Annotated in this window: 17 protein-coding genes; 4 read left to right on the top strand and 13 right to left on the bottom strand. The window is 74.6% G+C overall.

What is annotated here, in order from left to right; translation table 11 throughout:
* Positions 1-10: 10 nt before the first annotated feature.
* Positions 11-541 carry a hypothetical protein gene (locus O7546_RS06155; RefSeq protein WP_269696332.1) on the bottom strand — a complete coding sequence of 177 codons (531 nt, stop codon included), beginning with the start codon at positions 539-541 and terminating at the stop codon, positions 11-13.
* 83 nt (positions 542-624) lie between these two features.
* Between O7546_RS06155 and O7546_RS06150 the strand changes: the two genes are divergently transcribed.
* Entirely contained in the window at positions 625-1,275 is a 651-nt protein-coding gene (locus tag O7546_RS06150; protein WP_269696331.1) for a 4a-hydroxytetrahydrobiopterin dehydratase, read from the top strand.
* A gap of 1 nt (position 1,276) precedes the next feature.
* On the opposite strand, the gene O7546_RS06145 is transcribed toward O7546_RS06150, so the two are convergent.
* Both O7546_RS06145 and O7546_RS06140 read right to left on the bottom strand, forming a co-directional pair.
* A complete protein-coding gene (locus O7546_RS06145) occupies positions 1,277-1,975 on the bottom strand; it encodes a UdgX family uracil-DNA binding protein (RefSeq protein ID WP_043325745.1) in 699 nt (232 codons plus the stop codon).
* An 80-nt stretch (positions 1,976-2,055) separates the two neighbouring features.
* A complete protein-coding gene (locus tag O7546_RS06140) occupies positions 2,056-3,393 on the bottom strand; it encodes an aminotransferase class I/II-fold pyridoxal phosphate-dependent enzyme (RefSeq protein ID WP_281600589.1) in 1,338 nt (445 codons plus the stop codon).
* Between the two features lie 38 nt (positions 3,394-3,431).
* Here O7546_RS06140 and O7546_RS06135 point away from each other — a divergent pair, with 38 nt between their 5' ends.
* Together O7546_RS06135 and leuE are read left to right on the top strand one after the other, a co-directional pair.
* Positions 3,432-4,679: a bifunctional pyridoxamine 5'-phosphate oxidase family protein/GNAT family N-acetyltransferase gene (locus tag O7546_RS06135; RefSeq protein ID WP_281600588.1), complete on the top strand. Its 1,248-nt coding sequence runs from the start codon at positions 3,432-3,434 to the stop codon at positions 4,677-4,679.
* The gene (gene leuE, locus O7546_RS06130; protein ID WP_026268027.1) at positions 4,676-5,338 is read left to right on the top strand and encodes a leucine efflux protein LeuE; all 663 of its coding nucleotides are present in this window, start codon (positions 4,676-4,678) and stop codon (positions 5,336-5,338) included. Before O7546_RS06135 ends, leuE begins: the two co-directional genes overlap by 4 nt.
* Positions 5,339-5,351: 13 nt before the next feature.
* Here leuE and O7546_RS06125 read toward each other — a convergent pair whose 3' ends face one another.
* From O7546_RS06125 to O7546_RS06080, 10 genes are all read right to left on the bottom strand, one after another.
* The gene (locus O7546_RS06125; RefSeq protein WP_194802957.1) at positions 5,352-6,281 is read right to left on the bottom strand and encodes a sporulation protein; all 930 of its coding nucleotides are present in this window, start codon (positions 6,279-6,281) and stop codon (positions 5,352-5,354) included.
* 101 nt (positions 6,282-6,382) lie between these two features.
* Positions 6,383-7,447, bottom strand: coding sequence for a hemolysin family protein (locus tag O7546_RS06120; RefSeq protein ID WP_194802956.1), 1,065 nt, complete (start codon positions 7,445-7,447; stop codon positions 6,383-6,385).
* Entirely contained in the window at positions 7,444-8,799 is a 1,356-nt protein-coding gene (locus O7546_RS06115; RefSeq protein WP_194802955.1) for a hemolysin family protein, read from the bottom strand. Before O7546_RS06115 ends, O7546_RS06120 begins: the two co-directional genes overlap by 4 nt.
* A gap of 163 nt (positions 8,800-8,962) precedes the next feature.
* A complete protein-coding gene (mnhG, locus tag O7546_RS06110) occupies positions 8,963-9,298 on the bottom strand; it encodes a monovalent cation/H(+) antiporter subunit G (RefSeq protein WP_194802954.1) in 336 nt (111 codons plus the stop codon).
* Positions 9,295-9,558 (bottom strand): monovalent cation/H+ antiporter complex subunit F, encoded by a 264-nt coding sequence (locus O7546_RS06105; RefSeq protein WP_194802953.1) that lies wholly within the window; start codon positions 9,556-9,558, stop codon positions 9,295-9,297. Before O7546_RS06105 ends, mnhG begins: the two co-directional genes overlap by 4 nt.
* Positions 9,555-10,205, bottom strand: coding sequence for a Na+/H+ antiporter subunit E (locus O7546_RS06100; RefSeq protein WP_194802952.1), 651 nt, complete (start codon positions 10,203-10,205; stop codon positions 9,555-9,557). The genes O7546_RS06105 and O7546_RS06100 overlap by 4 nt, the downstream gene beginning before the upstream one ends.
* A complete protein-coding gene (locus tag O7546_RS06095) occupies positions 10,202-11,707 on the bottom strand; it encodes a Na+/H+ antiporter subunit D (RefSeq protein ID WP_194802951.1) in 1,506 nt (501 codons plus the stop codon). Before O7546_RS06095 ends, O7546_RS06100 begins: the two co-directional genes overlap by 4 nt.
* Positions 11,704-12,186 carry a Na(+)/H(+) antiporter subunit C gene (locus tag O7546_RS06090; RefSeq protein ID WP_194802950.1) on the bottom strand — a complete coding sequence of 161 codons (483 nt, stop codon included), beginning with the start codon at positions 12,184-12,186 and terminating at the stop codon, positions 11,704-11,706. Before O7546_RS06090 ends, O7546_RS06095 begins: the two co-directional genes overlap by 4 nt.
* Positions 12,183-15,017, bottom strand: a complete 2,835-nt coding sequence (locus tag O7546_RS06085; protein WP_281600587.1) for a Na+/H+ antiporter subunit A — start codon at positions 15,015-15,017, stop codon at positions 12,183-12,185. The genes O7546_RS06090 and O7546_RS06085 overlap by 4 nt, the downstream gene beginning before the upstream one ends.
* Positions 15,018-15,271: 254 nt before the next feature.
* Positions 15,272-15,595: a hypothetical protein gene (locus O7546_RS06080; RefSeq protein WP_194802948.1), complete on the bottom strand. Its 324-nt coding sequence runs from the start codon at positions 15,593-15,595 to the stop codon at positions 15,272-15,274.
* A gap of 243 nt (positions 15,596-15,838) precedes the next feature.
* On the opposite strand from O7546_RS06080, the gene O7546_RS06075 reads away from it, so the two are divergent.
* Positions 15,839-20,560, top strand: coding sequence for a DEAD/DEAH box helicase (locus O7546_RS06075; RefSeq protein ID WP_269696324.1), 4,722 nt, complete (start codon positions 15,839-15,841; stop codon positions 20,558-20,560).
* The last annotated feature ends 25 nt before the right edge of the window (positions 20,561-20,585 follow it).

Below are 20,585 nucleotides of genomic sequence, written 5' to 3'. Positions count from 1 at the left end.
CTGGCACCGCTCACCCGCCCTGGACAGGGGTGAGCGCCGCTCGCAGCCGGCGCTCCCGGCGGCCGGTACGGACGACCTCGGCCAGGATCGCGACCAGGATGATCCCGAACCCGGCGGCGGCGAACTCCCACCCGGCGCGGATCGCGAGCACGATCAGCGGGCCGAGCAGCACCACGCCGCCGAACGCTCCGAACAGCGCTCCCCGGCGTACCGCGGCAAGGTTGTCCGCCACCGCCGCGCGCCCCGCCTCGTCGGCGGGCGGCTCGCCCCGGCGCAGCGCGGTCTCGGTGACCGCCCAGGCGGCGGCCCGCTCCGCCTCGGCGGGACGCGGCTTCCCGAACCGGCTCAGCGTGAAGAAGAGCGCGAACCCCCAGATCACCGCGCCCAGACCGGCACGGACCACCGCGACCTGCGCGGACCCGTCCCACTCCTCCCAGAGCCGGATGGGCAGCCAGAGGAGACCGGCGAACAGCATGGAGGCCACGTACGGGCCGGGAGCGCCGAACCGGAGCAGTGACACACGAGGTCGGGAGTCGGCCATGCCCGGATGGTATCCCTGCGTGTCGATCCGTGAGCCCTCTGTGGACGGTGGCGGACGGGCGGCGGACAGACCAGGATGGCCGGATGAGCACACTCACGGGGAGACAGGTCGCCGAGGCCGGGCTGGACGGGTGGACGTACCTGCTGGGCGCGTTGCAGACGCGCATCCGTACCCCCGATTTCGCGGCCGGACTGGCGTTTGTGGCCGCGGTGGGCGCGGAGGCCGAGCGGGTCGATCATCATCCGGATCTGGACCTGCGCTACACCCACGTGGACGTGCGGCTGTGGTCGCACGACGCGGGCGTGGTGACGCAGCGTGACCTGCGGCTGGCCCGGCTCATCTCGGGGCTGGCCGCGGACTCCGGGCTGACCCTGTCGGCGGCCGGGCTGTCCCGTCTGGAGCTCGCGCTGGACACCCCCGAGCACGCGGCGGTCCTGCCGTTCTGGCGGGCGGTCCTGGCGCCTGGCGCGCCGCCCGGCCCGGACGGCGACGAGGTACGCGACCCGGACGGCGTGCTGCCCACCGTCTGGTTCCAGCGCTCCGGCCGGGACGAGCCCCGGCAGCGGTGGCATCCGGACGTGTGGGTCGACCCGGCCGAGGTGGACGCGCGCATCGCCGCCGCGCTGGCGGCCGGCGGGACGCTGGTCAGCGACGCGGAGGCGCCGAGCTTCTGGGTGCTCGCCGACCCGGACGGCAACCAGGTCTGCCTCTGCACCTGGCAGCAGCGCTCCTGACTCAGCGCAGCGCCTTGGCGGCCACCTTCAGGTCGGCGACCAGGCCCTCGTACGCGACGTCCTGGTTGTCGGCGCGCAGCACCGCCGACGGGTGGATGGTGGCGAGCAGCCGGGCCGCCGGGGCGTCGGCGACCGCGCCCGTCCGGTCGACCGGCACCCGCTCGAAGTCCTCCGGGTGCTGGGCGGCGGCGGGCCAGGGCAGCAGCTCCCCGCGCTGCTTCGTCACCCGGAAGCTCGGGCCGAGCAGCGCCTTGGCGGCGGTGGCGCCGAGCACCACCACGATCTCCGGGCGCAGCCGGGCGAACTCGGCGACCAGCCACGGCCGGCAGGCGGTGACGTGCACGCGGTCCGGGGTCTGGTGGATGCGCCGCTTGCCGCGCAGCTCGAAGCGGAAGTGCTTCACGGCGTTCGTCAGGTAGATCTGGGCAGGGTCGAGTGCCGCGTCGTCGACGGCCTTGCGCAACAGCCGCCCGGCCGGCCCGACGAACGGCAGCCCCTTCTGATCCTCGATGTCGCCCGGCTGCTCGCCGACGAAGACCACCCGCGCGTGCTCGTCGCCGCGGCCGAAGACGGTCTGGGTGGCGTCCCGGTACAGCTCACAGCCCCGGCAGTCGCCCGCCGCGGCGCGCAGCTCGTCGATGGTGTCCGCCGACGGCGGGATGAACTCCTGTGCGCCGGGTGCGCTCTCGGTCTCGGCCATGCCGATCGTTCTACCCCGTCGGGCGGCGCGCACGCGAGCGGCCCGCCGCGCTGTCCGCAGGTGTCGAGAAGGGGCCCTTCCTATACCGAATGCGTTAAGAGGGGGCCCTTCCCTCCCGCGGTGAGGGCGTCGGCGAGCGCGGGGATGTCGGCCTCGTCCAGCGCGCTCACCGAGACGCGCACGGCGGGGGCGGCGGCGATCCGGTACAGGCCGCCGGGGGCGAGCGACCACCCGGCGTCGCGCAGCGTCGTGATCGCCACCGTCTCGTCGGGCACCGGCACCCAGACGTTGATCCCGGTACGCCCGTGCGCCGCCACCCCGCGCGCGGCGAGCGCGGCCACCAGCCCGTCGCGCCGCCTGTCGTAGCTGTCCGCCGCGCGCCGGACCAGCTCGGCGGTGGCCGGGTCGCGCCAGAGCGACACGACCAGGCGTTGCAGCACCGTGGAGACCCAGCCGGCGCCGACCCGGGCCCGCCCGGCCACCCGGGCCACCGTGGCCTCGTCGCCGGTCAGCACCGCGAGCCGCAGGTCGGGCCCGTAGGGCTTGCTCACCGACCGGACGAAGGCCCACGCCGCTGTCGCCCCGGCGAGCGGGTGCAGGGGTACGCGGGCCAGCTCGGCGGCGTGGTCGTCCTCGATCAGCAGCAGGTCGGCCCGGCCGGCGAGCAGCGTCCGCAGCGCGTCGGCCCGGTCGGCGGAGACGGCCGCCCCGGTCGGGTTCTGCGCCCGGCTGGTCACCACCAGCGCCCGGACCCCGGCGGCGAGCGCCGCCCGTACTCCGCCCACGGTGGGGCCCTCGTCGTCCACCGGCACCCCGACGGTACGCAGCCCGAGCGCGGCGATCAGGTCGAGCAGGTTGGCCCAGCCCGGGTCCTCCACCGCCACCGCGTCGCCGGGGCGCAGGTGGGCGGCGAGCAGCCGTTCGATGCCGTCGAGCGCGCCGCCGGTGACTGTGAGCGCGCCGGCCGGCACGCCGTCGGCGGCGAGCCGGTCCCGGGCCAGGGCGGCCAGGTCGGGCAGCACGGCGTCGGTCGCGTACCCGCCGGGGGGTCCGATCTCGGCGGCGAGCGCTGCCAGGTGCGGGCCGAGCGGCGGCAGCAGCCGGGGGTCGGGCTGGCCGGCGGAGAGGTCACGGCCGCCGGGCAGCGGCGGGGGCAGCAACGCGGCACGGCGACCGGCGACCGGCGGGCGGGGGCGGACCCGGGTGCCGTGCCGGCCGGCGGTCGCGACCAGGCCGCGTTGCCGCAGTTCCTGGTACGCCTTCGCGACGGTGGCCGGGCTGACGTCCAGCTCGGCGGCGAGCGCGCGGACGGCGGGCAGGGCGTCGCCGGGGGCGAGATCGCCGGTGCGGATGCCGGATTCGACGCTTGCCGAAATCGCGGCGGAGGTCGAGCCGGTGACCTGATATTGTGCTGCCACAGTTCGAAGATTGTACTAGAACAAAGGTGGGATGTCACGTGTATGCCCCGACCGAACGCACCACCGCCACCCGCACCCGCGACCGGATGAACTACGACCGGGCCACCGCCCACGCGCTGCTCGACGAGGCGTACCACTGCGCGCTGTCGTTCACCGTGAACGGTGAGCCGCGCATCCTGCCGACCCTGCACGTGCGCATCGGCGACATGCTCTACCTGCACGGGTCCACCGGCAGCCGGCCGCTGCTCGCCGCCCGGGGCGAGGCCGGGCTGAGGGTCTGCGTCGCCGTCACCCACCTCGACGGGCTGATCTACGCCCGCTCCCAGTTCCACCACAGCGCCAACTACCGGTCGGTGGTGGCGCACGGCACCGGCCACCTGGTCGACGACGCCGGCGAGAAGGCGGCGGTGCTGACCGCGTTGGTGGAGAAGGTCGCCGCCGGCCGGTCCGCCGACAGCCGCCCGCCGAACCGGCGCGAGCTGGCCGAGACCGCCGTGCTGGCGCTGCCGCTGCGCGAGGTGTCGGTACGGATGCGCAGCGGCGGCGTCAACGACGAACCGGCCGACGAGGCGCTGCCGTACTGGGCCGGTGTGGTGCCGCTGCGGCTCACGCCGGGCCACCCCGAACCCGCGCCCGGGGTGAGCGCGCCGGTGCCGGCGTACCTGCGCTCGGCCCGCTCGCCGTGGCACGAGCCGGCGGTGCTGCGCGGTGAGCACGTCGTGCTGGAGCCGCTCGACCTCGCCCACGCCGACGAGCTGTACGCCGCCACCGCCGACCCGGAGGTGTGGCGGCACCTGGGCGGTACGCAGCCGGCCGACGCCGCCGAGATGCGCCGGGTGGTCGCCGGCTACCTGGACGCGCAGGAGCGCGGCGAGCAGGTGTGCTGGACCCAGCGCTGCGCCGTCACCGGCGCGGTGATCGGCACGACCTCCTACTACGAGATCGACCCGGTCCGCCGGTCGCTGGCGATCGGCTACACCTGGCTGGGCCGCCCCTGGTGGCGTACCGGCGTGAACACCGAGGCGAAGCTGCTCCTGCTTGGCCGGGCCTTCGACGACCTCGACGCGGTCCGCGTGGTCTGGCACACCGACATCCGCAACGACCGCTCGCAGCGGGCCATCGAACGGCTCGGCGCGAGCCGCGAAGGCGTGCTGCGACAGCACAAGCAACGCGCCGACGGCTCCTGGCGGGACACCGTGCAGTACTCGATGCTCGCGCATGAGTGGCCGAACGCACAGGTCAGCCTGCGGGAAAGGCTTCGCCCGACGGCGGGCGCGGCGTCATGATGTCCGGCGTGCTGGGGATCACCGACATCTGGACGTACGTGCTGGGAACCGTGGCGATCGTGCTGCTGCCCGGCCCGAACTCGCTCTTCGTGCTGGCCACCGCCGCCCGCCGGGGCGTGGCCACCGGTTACCGGGCCGCCGCCGGGGTGTTCGTCGGCGACGCGGTGCTGATGGTGCTCTCCGCCGCCGGGGTGGCCTCGCTGCTCCAGGCGTATCCCCCGCTCTACCTGGTGATCAAGTACGCCGGCGCGGCGTACCTCGGGTATCTGGGGCTGGCCATGCTGCGCGGCGCGTGGCGGCGCTGGCGCGACCGCAACGACCCGGCCACGCCGCGCCTGATCGACGAGGTGGAGCCGGCGGAACAGCGGGAGCCGTTCCGGCGGGCGCTGGTGATCAGCCTGCTCAACCCGAAGGCGATCCTGTTCTTCGTCTCGTTCTTCATCCAGTTCGTCGACCCCCGGTACGCGTGGCCGGCGCTGTCGTTCCTGCTGCTCGGGCTGATCGCGCAGGTCGCCAGCGCGCTCTACCTGACCGTGCTGATCTTCACCGGCACGTACCTGGCGGCGCAGTTCCGGCAGCGCCGGCGGCTCGCCGCGAGCGGCACGACTGCCGTCGCGGTGCTGTTCCTCGGCTTCAGCCTGAAGCTCGCCGCCGGCTGACCGGCGGCGCCGGTCAGGTGCCGTCGCCGCCTCCGCCGCCACCGCCGATGCCCGCGCCGCCGGCCGTACCCCCGAGCCCGTAACCCGGCGCGACCGGACGGTCGGGCGGGCGGCTGACGTGCGCCGACTCGCGGATCGTGGCCGACCAGTCGGCGTGCGCGGCGGCGGCCGCGTGCCTGTCGATGGCGTGCCGCAGCCAGCCGTCCACAGTGGCCACCCAGTCACGCTTGTCGGCACCGGCGTGCCAGACCCGGAACCGGCTGATGCTCTGGTGGGTGATCCCGGCCAGGGAGAGCCGCCGGTCCAGCCAGAGCAGCACCTCCATGCCGGCCGAGTCGGTCAGCATGATCATTTCGAGTTCGGTCATCGGGCCGGCGTAGAGCGGGGCGGCCCAGAAGCCGTACCACTGCTGGAACGGCAACGTCTGCTCCACCCCCGGCAGCCGTCCCTCGCGCAGCCCGGCCTGCCGGATCGCGAAGCCGAGCGTGTCCAGCGCGGCGAGCACGTGCTCCTGGGAGGGCAGCGGGTGGATCAGCACCGGCACCATCGCGCCCTGGTCCACCTCCGGGTCCACCGACACCTCGGTACGCAGCCCGGTACGCAGGCTCAGCAGCGGCACCCCGCCGTACGTGGTCACCGGCGACTCCCACGGCAGCGGCACGGCGAACTCGACGGCCCGCCGCCGTCCGGCCGGCACCACGAACCGTCCCGCGATCGTCCACGTCCGGAACTGCACCAGGCGGCGCGGCGCCTCCGGGTCCTCCGGTTCGACCTGGGTGACCAGGCCGAGCCGGATGTGCCGGACCGGCACGTCCGACCCGCCGGCGCTGAGCGTCACCCGGCCCGGCAGGCGCAGGCCCGGCCGGGTGCTCGGGTTGGGCAGCGTGGTGCTCACCGAGAGCCCGGTCCAGGCGGAGTCCCGCGACACGCCGGTCAACCGCATGCCGCAGCTTTCCCGCTGCCCGCCCGGCCATGCCCCGCCGGAACCACGCCGGCCCGGCGAAGTGGTCTCCCACCTCGCCGGGCCGGTACGGATCACGACGGTCAGCGCATCCGGCGGCCTCGCGGCACCGGATCGGTCTCGTCGTCGAACTCGCCGATGACCTCCTCCAGGAGGTCCTCCAGCGCGACGAACCCGATCGGCCGGGTCGGCCCGCCACCGTTGCTCACCAGCGCGAGCTGCGCCTGCCGCGCCCGCATGGCGGCCACCGCCTCGGTCACCGACGCCTCGGCCGGCAGCGTGAAGGCACTGGTCATCAGCTCCTCCGCGGTCGCCGGGCGGCCGGTGGTGACGGCGCGCACCGCCTCGCGTACGTGTACCAGGCCGCACACCTCACCACCGCTGTCGACCACGGCGAGCCGGGACCGGCCGCTGTCGCGGGAGACGTGCTCGATCCGCTCGGCGGTCTCGCTCCGGCCCACCGTGACGATCCGGTCGAACGGCTCCATCACCTGGGCGACCGTGGTGCCCTGGAGTTCCAGCATGCTGGTCAGCAGCTGGTGCTGCTCGGCGCCGAGCAGCCCGTGCTCCCGGGACTGCTCCAGCAGGATGCGCAGCTCGTCCGGGCCGTGCACCTGGGCGAGCTGGTCCTGCTGCTGCACCCCGAACAGGCGCAGCATCGCGTTCGCGAGCCCGTTGAGCAGGGACAGCACCGGCCGGGCGATCCGGGCGAACGCCCGGAACGGCAGCGCCAGCAGCATCGCCGACCGCTCCGCGTCGGTGATCGCCCACGACTTCGGGGCCATCTCACCGACCACCAGGTGCAGGAAGGTCACGAGCGACAGCGCGAACACCAGCGCCACCACATGACTGACCGCCTCGGGCAGGCCGACCGCGTGCAGCAGCGGGCTGAGCAGGTGCTCGATGGCCGGTTCGGCCAGCGCGCCCAGACCCAGCGTGCACAGCGTGATGCCGAGCTGCGCGCCGGCCAGCATCAGGCTCAGCTCGCGGACGCCGTCCAGCGCCGCGCGGGCCGCCCGGCCGCCACCGGCGGCCGCCTGTTCGAGCCGGTACCGCTTGGACGCGACGAGCGCGAACTCGGCGGCCACGAAGAACCCGTTGAGCGCCAGCAGCACCACGGAGAAGAACAACGCGAATCCGGGGCTCATGCGGAACCCTCCCCGGACACCGAGGCGGCGGGCCGAAGCCGCACCGAGTCGGCCACGTGCCGGTCAACCGCCAGCACCTCGACCAGCACCCGCGGGCCGCCGGCCGGCTCGTCGCCGTCCGTGGCGACCGGGATCTCCAGCCGGTCACCGACCTCGGGCACCCGGCCCAGCTCCCGCATCACCAGGCCGGAGAGCGTGTCGTACTCGGGCGCCTCGGGCAGCTCGATGCCGGTGCTGTCGGCGACCTCGTCGATGCGCCAGCGCGCCGGGACCACCCAGGAGCCGTCCTCCTGCCGGGCCGCGGCCCGGTCCGGCGGGTCGTCCTCGTCGCGGATCGGCCCGACCAGTTCCTCGGCCAGGTCCTCCAGCGTGATCACGCCGGCGAAGCCGCCGTACTCGTCGACCACGCAGGCGAGCTGCCGGTGCCCGGACCGCAGGCGGTCCAGCACCGTCGGCAGCGGCAGCGTCTCGGGCACCAGCAACGGGGGTACGGCCACCGCGTCGACCCGGGTGGTCGCGCGCTGCGCCGGCGGCACCCCGAGCACGTCGGCGATGCCGACCACGCCCACCAGGTCGTCGACGCCCTCGGCGCCGCTGACCGGGAACCGGGAGTGGCCGGTGTCCAGCAGCTCGACGATCCGGCTGACCGGCTCGTCGGCCCGGATGGTGTGCACGTCGACGCGCGGCACCATCGCCTCCCCGGCGGTCAGCTCCCGGAAGTCCAGACCCCGGTCCAGCAGGTCGGACATCTCGGCGTCGAGGTGCCCCTCCTCCCGGGACTCGGCGATGATCTGTTCCAGGTCCTGCGGGGTGGCGCCGCTGGGCAGCTCCTCGATCGGCTCGATGCCGATGCGGCGGAGCAGCCGTACGGCGGCCCGGTCGAACAGCGTGATCAGCGGACCGGCGATCTTCAGGTAGATCAGGGTGGACCGGGACAGCGCCCGGGCGAGCGGTTCGGCCCGCGCGATGGCCAGGTTCTTCGGGGCCAGCTCACCCAGGACCATCTGCACCACGGTGGCGATGACCAGGGCGAGGGCCACCGACAACGGCAGCGTGACCGAGCTGGACAGCCCGGCCAGGCCGAGCAGGTCGGCCAGCCCGGCGCCGAGGAACGGCTCGGCGACGTAACCGACGAGCAGGGCGGTCACGGTGATGCCGAGCTGGGCGCCGGACAGCATGAAGGAGAGCCGCGCGGTCACCTCCAGGGCCCGGGCCGCGGCACGGTCGCCACCGTCGGCGAGCTGCTTGAGCTTGCCCCGATCCACGGCGACGTAACCGAACTCCTGGGCCACGAAGTAACCGGTGGCGGCGGTGAGGACGGTGATGAGAAGGAGACCGACGAGGATCAACACGGGAGGTTCAGGGCTCCCGGGGTCGTCGGGGAGGGAATTCGCCGGGTATTACCCGGCCGGCTACTGCTGCCCTCCGGGGCAGGAGAGTCGATCATGCGGCCCATTTTATCGGTACCCGCTGGACGTTCGCTGAGGGTGCCGGGAAGCCTCCCGCACGTCCGGTTCAGCGTCCGGCCAGCTCGTCGGCGTCCAGCAGCGTCCGGTCGACCCGCCCGGAGCGGTACGCGGCCCGGCCGATCATCTGCGCGGCCACCGGCGCGGTCGAGAGCTGGAAGATCGCCACCAGGACCAGCATGCCCAGGTCCGAGGGGGTACGCAGACGCAGCGCCAGCCCGGCCAGCAGCAGCAGGACGCCCAGCACCTGCGGCTTGGTGGCCGCGTGCATCCGGTCCAGCACGTCCGGGAAGCGCACCAGCCCGATGCCGGCGACCAGGGCCAGCACCGCACCGGCCAGCAGCAGCACCCCACCCACCCAGTCCGCGACCGCGCCGGCACTCATGATTCGGCCCGGACCGCGAAGCGCACCAGCGACACCGACCCGATGAAGCCGAGCAGCGAGAGCACCACCAGCACGGGCAGCGTGGTGGCGTGCCGGTTCACGGCGGCCTCCGCCCCCACCGCGGCGAGCATCGCCGACAGCAGCAGGTCGGCGCCGACGATCCGGTCGAGCAGGGACGGGCCCCGGTAGATCCGGGCCAGGGCGAGCAGCGCGGTGGCCGAGAGCAGCACGGTCAACGCGACGGCGAGCAGGACTGTCACGGGTGGTTCCTCCGTTCGGCGGGTTCGAGGTCGAGCCGGCGTACCTCGTCGGGAGATCCGATGGCGCGGACGATGCGCCGTTCGACGGCGAGCACGCGCTCGCGGCTGCCGGTGATGTCCTCGGGTCCGCGCACGTCGAGCACGTGCACGTAGAGCACGCCCGCCGCCCGGTCGACGTCGAGGATCAGCGTGCCCGGCACCAGCGAGATCACCTCGGCGGTGAGCGCCAGGTTGAGGTCGGTGCGCACGCGCAGCGGCACGGCGATGATCGCGCCGCGCGGGCGGTAGCCGAAGCGCAGCGCCACGGCTGCCACGTGCACGCTGGCGCTGACCAGCTCCGCGACGAACGTCGCCGCGAACACCAGCAGCGCGCGGGGGCGTACCCGGCCGCCGAACGTGACCGGCGGCAGCGGGAAGAACAGCAGCACCGCCACGCCGACCACCAGCCCGGAGGCCAGGTTGCCCCAGGACACGTCGCCCCACAGCAGCATCCAGGCGACGACCAGCCAGCCGAGCGCGACCGCCTGGTCCCGCCGCCGCCCGCCCCGGCCGACGGTCGGCGTCGGCGCGTCCGGGGCGGGCGTCGCACGGGACACGCCGGCGGGCTCACCGGTCGCGCCCCCGCCCGGGGGCAGGTCGTCGGTCACGGCACGTCCCGGGGCAGGACCGCCCGCACGTACGGGGTGCGCTCGCGCAGGTCGGTGGCCGCGTCGGCGGTGACCTGGAACAGCGGCCCGGCCACCAGCGTGAACAGCACGCCCAGCGCCACCAGGGCGGTGGTCGCCCCGACCATCAGCCCGGGCAGCCGGGCCGGCGGGGTGGTGGTGGCGAGCCGGGGCTCCCGCCAGAATGCGATGTTCCACACCCGGGAGGCCGCATAGAGCGTGAGCAGGCTGGTCAGGGTGCCCGCCGCGACCAGCACGGCGGGCAGCGTCCCGCCCGCTGCGACGCCCGCCTGGAGCAGGCCGAGCTTGCCGAGGAAGCCGGAGAACGGCGGGATGCCGGCGAGGTTCATCGCGGGGACGAAGAAGAGCACGCCGAGCATCGGCGCGATCCGCGCCAGGCCACCGATCCGGCGCAGGTCGGTGCTGCCGGCGCGTTCCTCGACCAGGCCGGCGACAAGGAACAACGTGGTCTGGATGGTGATGTGGTGCACCACGTAGAAGATCGCCCCGGACAGGCCGGCGACGCTGCTCAGCGCCACCCCGAAGATCATGTAGCCGATGTGGCTGACCAGCGTGAAGGACAGCAGCCGCTTCAGGTCCGACTGGGCCACCGCGCCGAGGATGCCGACCACCATCGTCAGCCCGGCCACCACCATCAGCAGCGTGGCGACCTGGCCGCCGGGGAACAGCAGCGTCTCGGTGCGGATGATCGCGTACACGCCGACCTTGGTGAGCAGGCCGGCGAAGACCGCCGTCACCGGCGCGGGCGCGGTCGGGTAGCTGTCCGGCAACCACGCCGACAGCGGGAACACCGCCGCCTTGATCCCGAACGCGAGCAGCAGCGTCAGTTGCAGGGTCAGGCGTACGCCCGACGGCAGCGCGTCCAGCCGGCCGGCGAGCTGCGCCATGTTCAGCGTGCCGGTGGCCGCGTACACCAGCCCGACGGCGGACAGGAACAGCAGCGACGACAGGATGCTGACCACCACGTACGTCGACCCGGTCCGCAACCGCACCTCGGTGCCGCCCAGCGTGATCAGCACGAAGCTCGCGGCCAGCAGGATCTCGAAGCCGACGAACAGGTTGAACAGGTCCCCGGCCAGGAAGGCGTTCGTCACGCCCGCGGTGAGCACCAGGTACGTGGGGTGGTAGATGTTCACCGGCGCGGTCTCCCCGGTCTCCCCCCGGCCCTGGCCGATCGAGTAGAGCAGGACGCACAGCGTCACCGCCGAGGAGACGAGCACCATCAGCGCCGCCAGCTGGTCCGCCACCAGCACGATGCCCACCGGCGCCGGCCAGCCGCCCACCTGCACCACCACCGGTCCGAACCGGTACGCCTGCACCAGCAGCACCGCCGCCACCACCAGGACGCTGGACAGGCAGAGCACGCTGATCGACCGTTGCAGGCGGGGCCGGCCGGACAGCACGAGGGTGAGCGCCGCGCCGAGCAGCGGCACCACCACCGGCAGCGGGACGAGGGCGCTCATGGGTTCTCCCCGTCTCGGTGCAACCGGCGGCGCGCCGGCTCCGGGTCGACCTGTTCCGGATCTTCGTCCGGGCCCTCGCCGCCGAGGTCCGCGGTGGACACCTCGTTGCTCTCGGCGAGCCGGACGATCTGCCGGTCCTCCAGGTCGTCCTGCACCTCGTCGTCGCCGCTGGTGTACCAGCTCCGGTACGCGACGGCGAGCAGGAACGCGGTCAGCCCGAACGTGATCACCACGGCGGTGAGCACCATGGCCTGCGGCAGCGCGTCGCTCATCTCCCGCTGCGAGGCGGTACCGACCAGCGGAGCGGCGCCGGACCGCCCGCCCAGCAGGATGAGCAGGTTCACGCCGTTGCCGAGCAGGATGATGCCGAGCAGGATCCGGGTCAGGCTGCGTTCCAGCAGCAGCGTGACACCGGCGGCGACGAGCACCCCGACCGCCAGCACCAGCACCAGCGTCGGCCCGGCCGCACCCCTCGTCATGGTGGGCCGTCCCGCTGGACGACCAGGCCGTGCCCCGCCTCGCCCGCCGCCTCCACGTGCCGGTCCACCTCGGCGCCCAGGCTGCGCAGGATGTCCAGCACCAGCCCGACCACCACCAGGTAGACGCCGATGTCGAAGAACAGCGACGTGACCAGGTAGAAGTCACCGACCACCGGCAGCCACAGGTTGACCTTGATGCTCTGGAGCACCTCGCCGGTGAGCGCCAGGCCGAGCACGCCGCTGCCGACCGAGATGCCCAGACCCGCGCCGAGCACCGTGCCGGCCCCGACCGGCGCCGCCTCGGCCAGCTCGTACCGGCCGCCGGCCAGGTACCGCAGGGCCAGCGCGAGGCCGGCCACGAGCCCGCCGGCGAAGCCGCCGCCGGGGGCGTTGTGCCCGGAGAAGAGCAGGAACAGCGAGAAGATCAGGACGGTGTGGAAGATCAGCCGGGTGACCACCTCGAACACGATCGACCGCCGCCGTTCCGGCAGCGTCTGCCCACCGCGCAGCCACACCGTGCGCCGGTCGCCGGCGCGCAGTGCGGCCGGTGGGGGACGGCGGGGACGCGGCCCGGTGCGGGACCGCTCGTAGATCAGGCTGGCCACGCCGGTCGCGGTGACCACGAGCACCGAGATCTCCCCCATCGTGTCCCAGGCGCGGATGTCGACGAGCGTCACGTTGACGACGTTGCGGCCGTACCCCTCGATCAGGGCCAGGTCCGGGAAGTCGGCGGAGATCGACGGCGCCCGCCGCGCCCCGGCCGCGGCCAGCGCCAGACCGGCCATCACCACACCGGTGGCGATCCCGATGCCGCGGCGGACCCAGCGGCTGCGGCGCAGCGGACGGGCCGAGAACCGCTCCGGCAGCCGACGCAGCACCAGCACGAACACGGCGATCGTCGCGGTCTCCACCAGGAACTGGGTCAGTGCCACGTCCGGCGCGCCGTAGAGGACGAACATCATCGCGGTGCCGTAGCCGGTCACGCCGACGAGCAGCATCGCGGTGAGCCGGCGGCGCGCGCCGACCGCGAGCAGCGCGGCCACCGCGATCACCACACAGACCACGAGCTGGGCCGGGTTGTCCCAGGTCGCCAGGTCGACCCGCCACGGCGCGGTCGCGATCATCGCCCCGCCCGGCACGAACACCAGCACGAGCAGCACGGTGCCGAGGTACTGCGGCAGGGACCCGCGCTGGGTGGCGCCGGTGACCTCGATGGCGAGCCGGTCGAAGGCGTGCGTCACCCACTCGTACCCCTGGTTGCCGCCCACCGGCGAGCGCAGCCGGGCCAGCGCGGGCGCCAGCGGGCCGCGGACCAGGTGCAGCACCACACCGCCGGCCAGCACGAGGGCGGACAGGCCGAGCGCCGCCGTGGGTCCGTGCCAGAGCGCCAGGTGCTCCTCGACCGGCCCGAACAGCTCGGCGTACGGCTCGAACAGGCCGCTCAGCCACCCGGCCGCCGGACCGGCGGCGAGCCCGGCCACGGCGAGCAGCGCCGGGGGTACGAGCATCGCGGCGGGCGGGCGGGCCAGCTCGGTGTCCGGCGTGCCGGGCCGGGTGCCGAACGCGCCCCAGAGGAACCGGATGCTGTACGCGACGGTGAGCGCGCTGCCCACCACCAGCACGGTCAGCACCAGCGGCTCACCGGTGAACGCGGCGAGCGCCGCCTCCTTCCCGACGAACCCGAGCAGCGGCGGCACCCCGGCCATCGAGGCGGCGGCCAGCGTGGCGACGACGGCCAGCACCGGCGCGGTCCGCCTGACCCCGGACAGCTCCCGCAGGTCACGGGTGCCGGCCTCGTGGTCGACGATGCCGACGACCAGGAACAGCGCCGCCTTGAACAGGGCGTGCGCCGCCAGCATCGCCACACCGGCCAGCGCCGCCTTCGGGGTGCCCGCGCCGAACACGACGGTGAGCAGGCCGAGCTGGCTGACCGTCCCGTATGCCAGCAGCAGCTTCAGGTCGGTCTGCCGCAGCGCCGCCCACCCGCCGATCACGAGCGTGACCAGCCCGGCGACCACGGTGACCGGCCGCCACCAGTCGACCGGGGCGAGCACCGGGCCGAGCAGTCCGATGAGGAAGATGCCGGCCTTCACCATCGCCGCCGCGTGCAGGTACGCGCTCACCGGCGTCGGCGCGGCCATCGCCACCGGCAGCCAGGCGTTGAACGGGAACACCGCGGACTTCGCCAGCGCCCCGGCGAGGATCAGCAGCACCGCGACGACCAGGTACCCGCCGCCGGGTAGCGGCGCCGAGGCCACCGCCGACCACCGGTAGCCGCCGGCGTGGTGGCCGAGCAGCAGGAACCCGACGAGCATGGCGAGCCCGCCCAGCGTGGTCACTGTCAACGCCTGCGCGGCGGCCCACCGGCTGGACCGACGCTCGGTGCTGTGCCCGATGAGCAGGTACGAGAAGACTGTGGTCAGTTCCCAGAAGACGTAGAGCAGCAGCAGGTCGTCGGAGACGACGAGGCCGAGCATCGCCCCGGCGAAGGCGACCATGACGGCGGCGAACCGGGCCAGCCCGAGGGACCCGGGCGGGAAGTAGCGGGCGGAGTAGACCAGCACGAACGCGCCGACGCCGCCGACGAGCAGCAGCATCAGCCAGGACAGCGTCGTGACGCGCAGCGCCACGTCGAGCTGGAGCTGGGAGATCCACTGGTACGTCTCGACCACTTCGCCGCCGTCGCGTACCGCTCCGGTGTGCGCCGCCGCCCAGACCGCTGTGGCGGCAGGGGCGAGCGCGAGCAGCAGGCAGGCGCGCGGACCCCACCGGCGGACCAGCAGCGGGGCGAGCAGCGCCGCCACCAGGTGCACGATCAGCAGGACGAGCACGCGTACTCCCGGTCGAGGTGACAGCGCGCGAACACGCTGGTGTCACAACCGATCACACGCCACAGAGGCACCGAACCGGGCGGTTTTCCCCAAAACCCACCCTTACCTCCACCCGGCCTTCCCGGCCTTCCCGGCCTTCCCGGCCTCTCGGGCGGTGATCAAGGAGTTTGCGGCGGGATCGGGCGCGCTCCCGGACACGAACTCCTTGATCACCGGGGCGGCGGGAGGGCGGAAGGGCGGGGTGCGGCGAGGGGTCAGGGGGTGGGGTTGGGGGTGGCCAGCTGGCGGGCGGCGCGGTCGACGGCGCGCTGGGCGGCGGCCAGGGAGCGCAGCGGCAGCCGGGCGTCGCGGGTCTCCCGGCGCTGGACGAAGTAGTGCACGGCGGCCCGGACCCGGGCGCGGTCGGCGGCGCTGGACCGGGCGGTCGCCAGGATCATCTCGCGCAGCCGCGCGGCCAGTTCCTCGGCCAGCTCGAGATCGGGGCCGTGCAGCGCGGCGCGGAGCGCGGCCAGTCGACTGTCGACCTTGCGGATGAGCACGTCGGTTCCGGAGCCCAGACCTCGGTCCTCGACGGTCATCCATGCCTCCACCCCACGCCGCATCGCGAGTGAAGTTACTTTATGTTGCAGCCCACAAGCAAGCAGTTAAGTAAGACTTAACGGAACAATCGCCCATTCCATTTTTCGGCTGCCGCGCGCGGGACGGAACGGTCCGGCGGCGGGCCGGTTGTCACACCCGCGCGGCAGGATGGGTGCGTGGCGGACGAGGTGACCAGGCCAGACGGGTCAGGCAGGCCAGACGGGTCAGGCAGGTCGGGCGGGGTGCTGGCGGAGTTCGGCGCGGCGACCCGGGAGTGGTTCACCGCGGCGTTCGCCGCGCCCACCCCGGCCCAGGAGGGCGCCTGGCGCTCGGTCGCCGCCGCCCGCAACGCGCTCGTCGTCGCGCCGACCGGCTCCGGAAAGACGCTCGCGGCGTTCCTCTGGTCGCTCGACCGGCTCGCCAAGGAGCCGCCGCCGGCCGATCCCCGGCGCCGCTGCCGGGTGCTCTACGTCAGTCCGCTCAAGGCGCTCGCCGTCGACGTGGAACGCAACCTGCGCGCCCCGCTCACCGGCATCCGCCAGGCCGCCTCCCGGCTCGGACTGGTCCCGCCGGACGTCACCGTCGGGATGCGTACCGGCGACACCCCCGCCGACGAGCGCCGGGCCTTCGCCCGCACCCCGCCGGACATCCTCATCACCACGCCCGAGTCGCTGTTCCTGCTGCTCACCTCCGCCGCCCGCGACTCGCTGCGCGGCGTCGACACGGTGATCGTGGACGAGGTGCACGCCGTCGCCGGCACCAAGCGCGGGGCCCACCTGGCGCTGTCCCTGGAACGGCTGGACGCGCTGCTGGAGCGGCCCGCGCAGCGGATCGGGCTGTCCGCCACCGTCCGGCCGATCGACGTGTGCGCCCGCTTCCTCGGCGGCGCGCGCCCGGTCGACGTGGTGCAGCCGCCGTCGAACAAGACCATCGAGGTCAGCGTCCAGGTCCCGGTGGAGGACATGACCCGCCTCGACGAGCAGGAGCCGCCCGAGGACGACCTGGGCGGCCTCGCGCCCCGCCGCCCCTCCATCTGGCCGGCGGTCGAGGAACGCGTGTTCGCGCTGATCCGCGCGCACCGGTCCACGATCGTGTTCACCAACTCCCGGCGCAGCGCCGAGCGCCTCTGCGCCCGCCTCAACGAGCTCGCCGCCGAGGAGGTCGAGGCGGCGTCCGCACCGGACGGCAGCCGCGTGGCCCGGGGCGGGGAGCCGGTGCGCGTATCCGATCTGTTGCCCGGCGCCGACGGCCCGCCGGCCGGCGACGAGGCCGGGCTCGACGACGCCGACGGGCTCGGCCCGGTGTCCGGCGGCGGGCGGGACGACGGGAGCCGGGCCCGGCGCGGGGCGGAGGCGTTCGGCGGGCCGGTGGGGCCGGTGCGTGCGCCGCGGCAGCCGGCGGAGGTGATGGCGCAGGCCGGCGCGGCGGCCGGGGCGCCGGCGGTGATCGCGCGGGCGCACCACGGCAGCGTGTCCCGGGAAGAGCGCAAGCAGATCGAGGAGGCGCTCAAGTCCGGCCGGCTGCCCGCCGTGGTCGCCACGTCCAGCCTCGAGCTGGGCATCGACATGGGCGCCGTCGACCTGGTGGTGCAGATCGAGGCGCCGCCGAGCGTGGCGGCCGGGCTGCAGCGGGTCGGGCGGGCCGGGCACCAGGTCGGCGCGGTCTCGCGCGGCGTCGTCTTCCCCAAGCACCGGGGCGACCTGCTCTCCTGCACGGTGGTGGCCGAGCGGATGGGCGCCGGGGCGATCGAGGAGTTGCACTACCCGCGCAATCCGCTCGACGTGCTGGCCCAGCAGATCGTCGCGATGGTGGCGCTGGAGCCGTGGCGGCTCGGCGACCTCGCGGTGCTGGTCCGGCGCGCGGCGCCGTTCGCGGAGCTGCCCGACTCGGCGCTGCACGCGGTGCTCGACATGCTCTCCGGGCGCTACCCGTCCACCGCGTTCGCCGAGCTTCGGCCGCGCCTGGTCTGGGACCGCGCCACCGACGTGCTGACCGGCCGGCCCGGGGCGCAGCGGCTCGCCGTGACCAGCGGCGGCACCATCCCCGACCGGGGCCTGTTCGGCGTGTTCCTGGCCGGTGCCGAGCGGGCCGCGCGGGTCGGTGAGCTGGACGAGGAGATGGTCTACGAGTCCCGGGTCGGTGACGTGTTCCTGCTCGGCTCGTCGTCCTGGCGGATCGAGGAGATCACCCCCGACCGGGTGCTGGTCTCCCCCGCACCCGGGCAGGCGGCCCGGATGCCGTTCTGGAAGGGCGACCAGCTCGGCCGCCCGGTGGAGCTGGGGCGGGCGATCGGCGCCCGGGTCCGGGCGCTGCTGCGGCAGTCCGACGCCGACGCGGTCGCGGCGCTGCGGGCCGGCGGGCTCGACGACTGGGCCGCCGGCAACCTGATGAGCTACCTGCGCGAGCAGAAGGCGGCCACCCGGTCGCTGCCGGACGACCGGACGGTGGTGGTCGAGCGGTTCCGCGACGAGCTGGGTGACTGGCGGCTCGCCGTGCACTCGGTGCTCGGCGCCCGGGTCAACGGGCCGTGGGCGCTGGCCATCGGCCGCCGGCTGGCCGAGCGGTACGGCGTGGACGCCCAGGTCATGCCCTCCGACGACGGCATCGTGGTGCGCCTGCCGGACACCGCCGAGACGCCGCCCGGTGCCGACGTGGTCGTCTTCGAGCCGGACGAGATCGCCCAGCTCGTCGAGGAGTCGGTGGGCACGTCGGCGCTGTTCGCGTCCCGGTTCCGGGAGTGCGCGGCCCGGTCGCTGCTGCTGCCCCGGCGTGACCCCCGGCGGCGGCAGCCGCTGTGGCAGCAACGCCAGCGTGCCGCGCAACTGCTCGACGTGGCCCGCGAGTACGCCGACTTCCCGGTCACGCTGGAAGCGGCCCGCGAGTGCCTCCAGGACGTCTTCGACCAGCCCGCCCTCGGCGAGCTGATGCGCGACCTGGCCGCCCGCAAGGTACGCCTGGTCGAGGTGGAGTCCGAACGCCCGTCGCCGTTCGCCAGGTCGCTGCTGTTCGGGTACGTGGGCGCGTTCCTCTACGAGGGCGACGCCCCGCTGGCCGAGCGGCGGGCCGCCGCACTGGCGCTCGACTCCGGGCTGCTCGGCGAGCTGCTGGGCCGGGTCGACCTGCGGGAGCTGCTCGACCCGGACGTGCTCGCCGAAACCGCCCGTCAGCTGCGCTGGCTCACCGAGCAGCGACGCCCCCGCGACCCGGAGGACGTGGTCGAGCTGCTGCGCGTGGTCGGTGACCTGAGCAGCGCCGAGCTGGCCGAGCGGGGTGTGCCGGAGTCCTGGCCGGAGGAGCTGGCCGCGGCCCGGCGGGTGCTGCGCGTCCGCATCGCCGGCGAGGACCGCTGGGTGGTCGTCGAGGACGCCGCCCGGCTGCGCGACGCGCTCGGGGTGGCGCTGCCCGTCGGGGTCGCCGAGGCGTACCTCGCGCCGGTGGCCGATCCGCTCACCGACCTGGTCGCCCGGTACGCCCGTACGCACGGTCCGTTCGCGGCCGCCACCTGCGCGGCCCGGTTCGGGCTCGGCGTGTTCGTGGTGGAGCAGGCGCTGCGCCGGCTGGCCGCGAACGGCCGGGTGGTCTCCGGCGAGTTCGCGCCGGACAGTGTGGGCACCCAGTGGTGCGACGCGGAGGTGCTGCGCCTGCTGCGCCGCCGCTCGCTGGCCGCCCTGCGCCGGGAGATCGAGCCGGTGCCGCCGCGCGCGCTCGCCGCGTTCCTGCCCCGCTGGCAGCAGGTCGGCTCGTCGGCCCGGGGCGTCGAGGCGGTCGCCGCCACGGTCGAGCAGTTGCAGGGCGTGAGCGTGCCGGCGTCCGCGCTGGAACGCCTGGTGCTGCCCGCCCGGGTCGCCGACTACTCCCCCGCCCAGCTCGACGAGCTGTGCGCCAGCGGCGAGGTGGTGTGGGCCGGCGCGGGTGCGATCTCCGGCGGCGACGGGTGGGTGACGCTCGCGTACGCCGACGTGGCGCCGCTGCTGCTTCCGCCGCCGGACGAGGCGCTGACGCTGACCCCGCTGCACGAGTCGGTGCTCGACGCGCTCGCGGACGGGCAGGCGCTGTTCTTCCGCTCGCTCTCCGACCGGGTCGGCGCCACCGACGACGCCGCCCTGTCCGGCGCGGTGTGGGATCTGGTCTGGGCCGGTCACCTCACCAACGACACGCTCGCCCCGCTGCGGGCCGCGCTCGGCGCGGGCGGGGCGCACCGCTCCCGGCCGTCGGCACCGCGCACCCGCTACCGGCGGCCGGGCCGGGTTGCGCTGCCCAGCCGTGGCGGTCCGCCCACGATGGCCGGTCGCTGGTCCCGGCTGCCCGAACGCGACATCGACCCCACCCGCCGGGCCGCCGCCCTCGCCGATCTGCTGCTGGAACGGCACGGCGTGGTGACCCGGGGCGCGGTCGTCGCCGAGCAGGTCACCGGCGGCTTCGCCGGGGTCTACCCGGTGCTGTCCGCGATGGAGGAACGCGGGGCGGCCCGGCGCGGCTACTTCGTCGAAGGGCTCGGCGCGGCGCAGTTCGCGGTGCCCGGCGCGGTGGACCGCATCCGGGCGCTCGCCGACGACTCCCAGGGCCGGGGCGGGCCGACAGTGGTGCTCGCCGCGACCGACCCGGCGAACCCGTACGGCGCGGCACTGCCCTGGCCGGAACGCGTTGTCGACTCCGGCGACGGCGCGGCACCGGCCACCGGCCACCGGGCCGGGCGCAAGGCGGGCGCGCTTGTCGTGCTCGTCGGCGGTGACCTGGTGCTCTACGTGGAGCGGGGCGGCCGGACGATCCTGTCCTTCACCGACGACACCGACACGCTCGGCGCGGCCGGCAAGGCGCTCGCCGACGCGGTGCACTCCGGTGCGCTCGGCGCGATCTCGGTGGAACGCGCCGACGGCGAGGCCGTGAACGCGTCCCCGCTGCGCGACGCGCTGACCGCCGCCGGTTTCCGCGCCACCCCGCGCGGGCTGCGTCTGCGCGGCTGACCGCCCGGAGTTCCGGGGAGCGGGC

The organism is Micromonospora sp. WMMA1976 (assembly GCF_027497335.1).
GTDB lineage: Bacteria > Actinomycetota > Actinomycetes > Mycobacteriales > Micromonosporaceae > Micromonospora > Micromonospora aurantiaca.
The sequence above is the reverse complement of the archived record's forward strand: the minus strand, read 5'-3'. Positions and strand labels throughout refer to the sequence as shown.

What these genes read in the sequence shown, in the direction of transcription:
- O7546_RS06120 (WP_194802956.1), bottom strand. Translation starts at nt 7,447, where the DNA reads ATGAGCCCCGGATTCGCGTTGTTCTTCTCCGTGGTGCTGCTGGCGCTC.
- O7546_RS06125 (WP_194802957.1), bottom strand. Translation starts at nt 6,281, where the DNA reads ATGCGGTTGACCGGCGTGTCGCGGGACTCCGCCTGGACCGGGCTCTCG.
- O7546_RS06090 (WP_194802950.1), bottom strand. Translation starts at nt 12,186, where the DNA reads ATGACGAGGGGTGCGGCCGGGCCGACGCTGGTGCTGGTGCTGGCGGTC.
- O7546_RS06080 (WP_194802948.1), bottom strand. Translation starts at nt 15,595, where the DNA reads ATGACCGTCGAGGACCGAGGTCTGGGCTCCGGAACCGACGTGCTCATC.
- mnhG (WP_194802954.1), bottom strand. Translation starts at nt 9,298, where the DNA reads ATGAGTGCCGGCGCGGTCGCGGACTGGGTGGGTGGGGTGCTGCTGCTG.
- O7546_RS06155 (WP_269696332.1), bottom strand. Translation starts at nt 541, where the DNA reads ATGGCCGACTCCCGACCTCGTGTGTCACTGCTCCGGTTCGGCGCTCCC.
- leuE (WP_026268027.1), top strand. Translation starts at nt 4,676, where the DNA reads ATGATGTCCGGCGTGCTGGGGATCACCGACATCTGGACGTACGTGCTG.
- O7546_RS06145 (WP_043325745.1), bottom strand. Translation starts at nt 1,975, where the DNA reads ATGGCCGAGACCGAGAGCGCACCCGGCGCACAGGAGTTCATCCCGCCG.
- O7546_RS06095 (WP_194802951.1), bottom strand. Translation starts at nt 11,707, where the DNA reads ATGAGCGCCCTCGTCCCGCTGCCGGTGGTGGTGCCGCTGCTCGGCGCG.
- O7546_RS06150 (WP_269696331.1), top strand. Translation starts at nt 625, where the DNA reads ATGAGCACACTCACGGGGAGACAGGTCGCCGAGGCCGGGCTGGACGGG.